Source organism: Veillonella sp. (genome assembly GCF_019414865.1).
Taxonomy (GTDB): Bacteria; Bacillota; Negativicutes; order Veillonellales; family Veillonellaceae; genus Veillonella.
In genome coordinates this window covers 1-7,519 of the sequence record NZ_DXLG01000077.1, presented here as the reverse complement: position 1 = coordinate 7,519, position 7,519 = coordinate 1, and the positions used below count along the sequence as shown (strand labels likewise).

Below are 7,519 nucleotides of genomic sequence, written 5' to 3'. Positions count from 1 at the left end.
TAAGTCTTTCGTAATGATATAGTATTCAGATGGAGATATCTTAATACCATCGATATGGTTATTCCCTACAATATTAATCTTAGGATATCCAAGGAAGAGTGCTATCGAATCATCTAGCATCAATTGTTGTGCATTGATCAACGCATTACGACGCACTAATGGATCGTTGGCACTTTCACCAAGAGCTAACAATTCATCGAAACGTGGATTGGAGAATCCAGAACCATTTGCCTCAGCACCGGTCCCCCAGTATTGTTTCAAGAACCATACAGGTTGGCCAGTATTAGCAGTAACTACACTAGAGATGAGCATATCGTAATCCCCAGATTGCGCCAATGTATCAATCACAGCATAGTCTATGATTTTAATTTGTAAATCTACACCGATTTTTTTGTAGTCCGCTTGTAATGCCTCTGCATATAATGGCAATTCAGGACGAGATGTATAGGCATAGAAATCAAGCACTAGGTTTTCACCATCTTTATCTACAATCCCATCACCATTTGTATCAATATAACCTTCACGTTTAAGTAATTCTTTAGCACGTTCAACATTATATTTATTAGGATCCCGCAATTGATTGAATCCATAATCAATGGACGGTGGCAATGGAGCCTTACCGGCAATAAAGGTATCCTTCATAAGGTTCTTTGCATAGGACTCACGATTCGCTCCGGCAATGAGGGCCGCTCGAAGATTAGCATTCTTAAGCTTGCCTTTTTGGCTCATCCGAACGAATACATCACGTAAAGATGATTCTTCATAAATAGTAAATTTCTTATCGTTTTGGAAGATACCATATTCGCCAGGTCCAATGCTAACGGCCATATCTACATCACCCGCTTGCAATGCCATAGCTCGTGTATTGGCATCGTTAATAGATGGAATTTCAACCTTAGCAAAGCCTGGCTTGCCATCCCAGTAGTTATCATTCCGTGCTAGCTCAGCACGCTCTTTTGTAAATGATGTCACTACATAAGGACCAGTACCAATAGGACCTTCCTTCGCAATATCACGACCATTTGCCTCAGCAGTTACATCCATAACAAGGAACAATGGATCTCCCAACAAGTTTGGCAAATTATAATAAGGCTTATCGGTCTTAATTGTGAGCTCTTGACCATTAGCCGTCATTTCAGTGTAATTAAAGAATGTTTTTGCCCGTTTACTCTTCGCAAAGGTTCGTTCCAATGACGCCTTTACGGCCTCAGCAGTAAGAGCATTACCGTTAGAGAACTTAACCTTATCGTTGATGGTGAAAGTCCAAGTCAGCTTATCATCACTTTGCTTCCAAGAGGATGCTAACCAGGGTTTAGCATTCATGTGATCATCAAATTTTATTAGAGTTTCCCCTACACCATATCGTACAACGGCCCAGCTAAAATAGTTTTCTGTTGGTTCTAATGTACCCGCAAAGCTAATAGCCCCTACCTTTAATACATCATTAGATGAATTGGATAATTGATTCATACAGCCTACAGTACCAAGAACCGTAACACCCAGCATCATACCAATCAGTAACGCCTTACGTAATCCTTTCATTCACACACCTAACCTTTCTCTATATGTATATCACTTCATATGAGCATATTTCAATTATACCCATGGGGGTATGTTGCTTAGTCAACTATACTATATATTTAGTGTTAACACAATCATTTCTAAGAAAATTTTCGATATAATTATATATATGAGAAAATCTGTATAGATACGTAACATACAAAAATAGCAGTTAGCTCTAAAGCTAACTGCTATTATATATGTACCTATTGTATTTTACCCATATTAGTAGGCGAATCCTCTAGTCGAATACACTAGGCGATCGCTACAATGAGAAGTCGGATACGTTGTGCCAAAGTCCTATGCTTCTACAGCTGCTTCTTCTAAAGTAAGTGGCTTATGATCTTGGCCAATTTCAAAGATGGAGCTCAATAGAACCTTTGTATAAGGATGTTTTGCATCTGCTAAATGGAATGCATCTAGCTCTTCAACGATAGCGCCTTTGTACATTACGACCACCTTGTGGCACATAGTACGAATGAACGCAATATCATGAGCGATAAATAGATATGTTAAATTTTTCTTCTTTTGTAAACGCGCTAGTAAATAGGCAATGGAGTCTTGTACAGACACGTCTAGAGCACTTGTTGCCTCATCTAGAACAAGAATTTCTGGTTCAAGTACAATGGCACGAGCAATAGCCACACGTTGACGTTGACCACCAGACATTTCATGAGGATAACGATGCATGAACTCGCGAGGTAAGTCTACCATTTCAAGATAGTCACCTGCGATTTGTTCTTCTTTGCCTTTTTCAAGAAGCCCAAAATTGTATAACGGTTCAAGGATAATATCCTTTACCTTCATACGAGGATTGAAGGCCGCAGATGGATCTTGGAATACCATTTGAATTTTCTTGCGGTATTCTCTCGTTTGCTCAGAGTTCATATGTTGAATCTCTACACCATCTACATAAATCTCGCCTTCTGTGATAGGCAGCATCTTCATAATCATACGAACTAAAGTCGTTTTACCAGAGCCAGATTCCCCTACAATCCCAAGGGACTCGCCTTTTTCTAAGGTGATATTAATACTCTTACACGCTTCGAGCTCACCACCAGTAGGAAGTGGGAATCGTTTACATACATTTTTTAATTCTACAGCGTAATTAGTCAATGTAACGACCTCCTTCCAATGTTGGTACAGCATCTTTTAATTGCTTCGTATATTCATTAGATGGGTTTTCCAAAATATCTTGCGGTGTGCCAGCATCAACAACACGACCCTTTTTCATAACAATTATATAGTCGGACATATAGGCCGCTACACCAAGGTTATGCGTAACCATTACGATAGCAGAATTATGCTCTTTAGCAAGTTCTAGCATTTGCATAACAACTTGTGATTGTGTTGTTACATCTAAAGCAGATGTAGGTTCATCACCAATTAATAACGCAGGATCCAGCGCTAATGCCATAGCAATGCCCACACGTTGGCGTTGACCGCCGGATAACTCATGTGGATAACGGCGCAATATATCTGCCCCATTAGGGAGAGAAACAGATTCTAATAACTCAATTGCTCGTCGATCACATTCATCATTGGTAATTTCTATATGAGATTTAAATAATTCTCTAAACTGTTTACCAATGCGAACTATTGGGTCTAAAGCACTACCACTATCTTGGAAAATCATGGCCATGTCTTTACCACGTATAGCTCTCCATTCAGACTTAGATAGGGTGCGAAGGTCTTGACCATTAAAGAGCATTGTACCATCTGTGACCTCACCACCTATAGGCAATAAACCCATGAGGGCCCGGATCACGGTAGTTTTACCGGATCCAGATTCCCCTACAATGGTCAATACCTTACCGCGTTCCAAGGTAAAGTTTACATCCATAACAGCAGGCACACCTTGGTACGCGATGTTAAGGTTCTCTACAGTTAGTATGTTTTCTGCCATTATAGCTCCTTATTATTTTGTAATTTTATTAGTAATCCAGTAGTAGTCACTTGGGTACATGACAGCACCTTTCAAGTAAGAACCAGTAACGATATTAGTTTTAGGGTAACCTAAGAACAATGCAGCACCATCATTCATCAATAATTGTTGAATTTGAATTGCATAGTCACGACGTTTTGCAGGATCAAATTCAGTTTCAGCAGCATCTAACAATTGGTCAACTTGTGGATTGGAGTAACCAGAACCGTTTTGAGGGTTGGAACCATCCACATTAGTATGCCAGTAGTTAGCTAAGAACCAGATTGGATCGCCTGTATTAGCAGTTACGATGTTGGAGATAAGCATATCATAGTCGCCATCTTGACCCATTTTATCAATCAAGTTATAGTCAACTGTTTTGATTTTCATGTCGATACCCACTTTTTTAAGGTCTGCTTGAACAGCTTCTGCATAAAGTGGTAATTCTGCACGAGAATTATATACTACGAAGTCAAATGTTAATGGTTTGCCATCTTTATCAAGGATGCCGTCCCCATCAGTATCTTTCCAACCATCTTCTGCTAATAATTGTTTAGAACGTTCAGGGTTATACGCATTAGGATCTTTCAAATCTTTGAAGCCATAGTCCATGGATGGTGGAATTGGTGCGGAACCAGGAATGAATGTACCTTTTAACAATACATCAGCATAGTTTTTACGGTCTGTTGCGGAAATAACTGCAGCACGTACTTTGTCATCACCAAGAACACCTTTTTGGTTGATACGAGCCAATACTACGCGAAGAGATGCGATTTCATCAACCTTGAACTTATCGTTATTTTGGAATAAGCCCATTTCACCAGCACCGATGTTAACCGCCATATCTACGTCACCAGATTGCAAGCTCATAGCACGCGTATTAGGATCGTCGATGGAAGGAATTTCTACAGTTTTGAAAGGTACTGTGCCATCCCAGTAGTTTTCGTTGGCTGCCATTTCAGCACGTTCTTTTGTGAAAGATTTAACTACGTATGGACCTGTACCGATAGGACCTTCCTTGGCAAAGTTACGGCCATCTTTTTCAGATTGAACGTCAACGATTAGGAACAACGGATCCGCTAAAAGGCCAGGCATATTAGGATATTCTTTTGTTGTATGAATAACTAATTGTTGACCATTAGCTTCCATAGAGTCATATTCGAAAAATGTTTTTGCACGATTGGATTTTTCAAAAGCCCGTTCGATAGATGCTTTAACTGCTGCAGCATCAACTTTTTTACCATTAGAGAATTTCACCTTATCATTGATTGTGAAAGTCCACGTTTTATGGTCTGGGGATACTTCCCATTTAGATGCAATCCATGGTTGAGGTTTCATGTGTTCGTCAAACTTAGCCAATGTTTCGCCTACACCATAGCGCATAACAACCCATGCGAAGAAGTTTTCTGTAGGTTCTAATGTGGATGCGAAGTTAGTTACACCAACTTTTAAAACATCCTTATTAGCAGCACCATTATTATCAGAGCCGCAACCAGCGATGAAGGAACCCATCACTACAATGCTAAGACCTGCTAAGAGGGCTTTTTTCCAAGATTTTTTCATGTAAAATCTCCTTGTTCCATTACATATAAACATAAAACATACACATCATGACCACTACAATCTACAATAGTCATAATGGAAAAACCTTATTACCGCCTATTTATATAACAACTTTCACAACACAACCTATAAATAAGCATCACACGTAACTAACCTTGGTTCTTAGGATCCACTACGTCCCGTAAGGAATCAGACCAAAGGTTAAAGATAGCAACTACGATAAGGATGGACATACCAGGGAATGCCATCAGCCATGGACTGGTTTGTAAATATTGACGACCTTCGTTAAGCATAAGGCCCCATTCTGGTGTTGGTGGTTGAGCACCAAATCCAAGGAAGGAAAGACCTGCTACTTCAATCATGATAGCCCCAATATCAAGTGCCCCTGTTGTAACAACAAGAGGAAGGATATTGGGAATGATATGACGTCTTAGAATAGTCGTTGTAGAGGCCCCCATCATGACAGCCGCCGTTACATACTCTTCACCGCGAACTTTCAACGTCATAGACCGTACAAGACGAGCATATTTTGCCCAACCAACTACAGATAGCGCTATAATCGTATTCACGATGCTACCACCCAAAATACCAGCAATGGCAATGGCTAATACTACACCCGGGAAGGATAGCATAATGTCCGCAAGACGCATGAGGACCATTTCGATTTTCCCGCCGAAATAACCGGCAACGGCACCGATAATAGTACCAATGCTTACCATGATAACAACGATACTGACACCCATAAACAAGGATAACTGTGTACCATAAATGATGCGAGACAATACATCACGACCAAGCTTATCTGTACCAAACCAATGTTGACTACTTGGCGCTTGTAATGCTTGACTCAGATTTGAGCTAAAAGCATCACCTGGTGCCAGCCAAGGTGCAAAAATAGCAATGAGTACAACAATAATCATCAATGTACTGTAGAAAGAGAACAGTTTATGTTTTTGAATAAATTCTGCCATTATGCTCTCTCCCTTTTTAATCTAGGGTCTAACAAGATATATGACGCATCAACTAATGCATTAATACACATATATGCTAAGGCAACCCACAACACAAAACCTTCGATCAATGGATAGTCGCGCATGGTAATGGCATATACTGCCATATTCCCAAGGCCAGGCCAGGAGAATACCATTTCAATAACTGCAACACCGCCTAATAACCAACCGATAACAACGCCCAGTATAGTGATAAGTGGTAATACTGCATTAGGCAAAATATGACCGAATAAAATTTTCATCTCACTCACACCACGAGCACGTGCGCCGATAACATAATCCTTTTGCATTTCTTCAAGAATAACGAGACGAACTTGGCGCATGTACTTGGACCCGACTACAACAGCTAATGTAACGGCTGGTAGAATTACACCGATAGGAGTTACACGAGAAGATGCAATAGGAACAAGTCCTAATTTAAGACCAAAGATATAAATCAGTACAAGGCCTAACCAGAATGATGGCATAGACACGCCTACAAAGGAAGCAACGCGCAACAGATAGTCGATCCATTTGTTTCGATTTAAGGCGCTTATAATCCCTGCCGGCAATGCATAGAGCAATGTAAATACTAATGATGTACCTGCTAACATAACTGTCCCTGGCAAAGCCTCCAACATACGATCTACAACAGGCTTTTTAGCAGAGTAACTCATCCCTAAGTCACCTTGTGCAGCATTCACAACCCAGTTCGCATATTGCACTATAAACGGTTTATCTAGCCCAAGCTGAGCTCGAGTCTCATCAATGAGCTCCTGAGACACGATAGTATCGGCCGTTTCTAGTAGCATCGTTACTGGATCGCCTGGAGCTAAATAGGTGAGACAAAATGTCAAAAATGTGATGCCAAACAAGGTTACAATAAATTGTCCCAAATGTTTAGCAAATCGTTTACCCATAGGCGCCTCCTAAACTCTCTAAACACTAACAACAAATCAAATGAAAAACTAAGGGTACCTCCCACTCAACGTAGCAGTAATACGCAAAAATAAGAAAAAATATAGCTCCCTGAGGAACAAAAAAAAGCTAGTCGCCTGACTAACCTAAATTAAGCACAGTATATGCATACCATACATTTAGAGCAGGCTTTCTGACTCAGACTCATCGCAACATTTCGGCCTTCCCAGTTTCCCAGTGACCCTATAATGAAACCTTGCTCCTCATTACAGCTATTTGCATAGTATGGGATTTACACCCATTTTCCTCTTTTACGCTCGGTGAACACCGACACTCACTAGTTCATTCACTTTTATCGATTATAAATATACTATATTAATATTCTATTTACAATACACATACCCCTTAGGGGTATGTGTATATCGTGAATTCTCAATATAATTTTTATACTAATAAAAATTATTAATTAGTAATTAAGGTCACATTCATGTATAAACTTATACGAATTATTTTATATATATGATTTTTTACTATATTAACTGTATACAGCCTGTCTCTTATACAC

General features: G+C 39.8%; 6 protein-coding genes and 1 riboswitch. All 6 genes read right to left on the bottom strand.

The annotated features are described in order from the left end of the window. The coding region (locus tag QZ334_RS05790) for an ABC transporter substrate-binding protein (RefSeq protein ID WP_295232679.1) at positions 1–1,542 on the bottom strand (1,542 nt) is incomplete at its 3' end. Between the two features lie 318 nt (positions 1,543–1,860). Beyond that, the gene (locus QZ334_RS05785; protein WP_295232676.1) at positions 1,861–2,676 is read right to left on the bottom strand and encodes an ABC transporter ATP-binding protein; all 816 of its coding nucleotides are present in this window, start codon (positions 2,674–2,676) and stop codon (positions 1,861–1,863) included. Then, positions 2,669–3,466, bottom strand: coding sequence for an ABC transporter ATP-binding protein (locus QZ334_RS05780; protein WP_005385379.1), 798 nt, complete (start codon positions 3,464–3,466; stop codon positions 2,669–2,671). The genes QZ334_RS05785 and QZ334_RS05780 overlap by 8 nt, the downstream gene beginning before the upstream one ends. A gap of 12 nt (positions 3,467–3,478) precedes the next feature. Further along, positions 3,479–5,047, bottom strand: coding sequence for an ABC transporter substrate-binding protein (locus QZ334_RS05775; protein WP_295232674.1), 1,569 nt, complete (start codon positions 5,045–5,047; stop codon positions 3,479–3,481). 149 nt (positions 5,048–5,196) lie between these two features. Next, positions 5,197–6,018, bottom strand: coding sequence for a nickel transporter permease (gene nikC, locus QZ334_RS05770; RefSeq protein WP_005385374.1), 822 nt, complete (start codon positions 6,016–6,018; stop codon positions 5,197–5,199). Further along, a complete protein-coding gene (gene nikB, locus QZ334_RS05765) occupies positions 6,018–6,956 on the bottom strand; it encodes a nickel ABC transporter permease (protein ID WP_295232669.1) in 939 nt (312 codons plus the stop codon). The genes nikC and nikB overlap by 1 nt, the downstream gene beginning before the upstream one ends. A gap of 163 nt (positions 6,957–7,119) precedes the next feature. Further along, positions 7,120–7,307, bottom strand: a riboswitch (cobalamin riboswitch). Positions 7,308–7,519 lie beyond the last annotated feature (212 nt).